Annotated in this window: 2 protein-coding genes; both read left to right on the forward strand. The window is 45.4% G+C overall.

Annotation, left to right across the window (positions count from 1 at the left end; all coding sequences use genetic code 11):
* The coding region (locus A3756_RS27370) for a hypothetical protein (RefSeq protein ID WP_197481193.1) at nt 1–364 on the forward strand (364 nt) is incomplete at its 5' end.
* A 202-nt stretch (nt 365–566) separates the two neighbouring features.
* The coding region (locus tag A3756_RS05500; RefSeq protein WP_156490297.1) for a UPF0149 family protein at nt 567–899 on the forward strand (333 nt) is incomplete at its 3' end.

Raw genomic sequence — 899 nt, forward strand, 5'->3', positions numbered from 1 at the left:
TAACCCTCGTAGAAATCGAGGCAATAAAGCGACAAACAGCAAGTCGGATGCCTCTCCAACGAAGACGCAAGCTGTTGCTGATAAGGAAAGCGCGACAAAAGAAATAACTGGCAATACAAGCCCTAAAGCCGAAGCGAAGCCGGCTGATGAGCATAAAGTCGAAGTTAAAAAGCCAGCTCGCCGTCGTAGACCTAACCGCTCTAACCGGGTTCACAATGACCCAAGAGCGCAATCAGCTGAAACTGAAAGCGCGGCGGCTCCTAAGTCACCAGAGCTGTCAGCTGTTAAGGTTGAGGTGAGCCCCGCTGAATCAACAGCAAAAGCTGAAGACAGTAAAGCAACTCAGACTACAGATACTGAATAGCATTTCCGCTAATTAAGTTCTGAAAGACCTCAGAGCCGGTATGAGCAATTAGTTCTTACCGGCTTTTTTATGCTTACCAGGTACTGCAGATACTAATCTGTGGAAAATCAGTTTATACTCTCGTTTTTTATACCACCCCGCTCCCAACCAGCGCCCATACACACATGAACGCATTGGTTGCACTGTCATACGGTTTTAGCAAATGTCACTAAGCGAACAACAAATTGAACAGCTCGAAGATATTCTTTTTGCCGAGCATCTAAATGAAGAGGCTTTGGATTATTTTGGCTTTCACGGCCTTGTATGCGCCAGTGTTATCGGGCCGGTAGACTTTGACACTAACACTCTTATCTCTGTGCTATTTGGCAATGATGATATCGAGCTTAGTGAATCTGAAATCGCCACTATTGAAAGCTGTATCGAAGAGATCAAGTCGACATTGCTTGAAGAGATTAATGAAGACCGCGATATACTCTTACCCTACAGCGATGAAACTGATGACGACAGCGAAACTCACTACGATGCCTGTCTTGAA

It is taken from the genome of Oleiphilus sp. HI0086 (genome assembly GCF_001635225.1).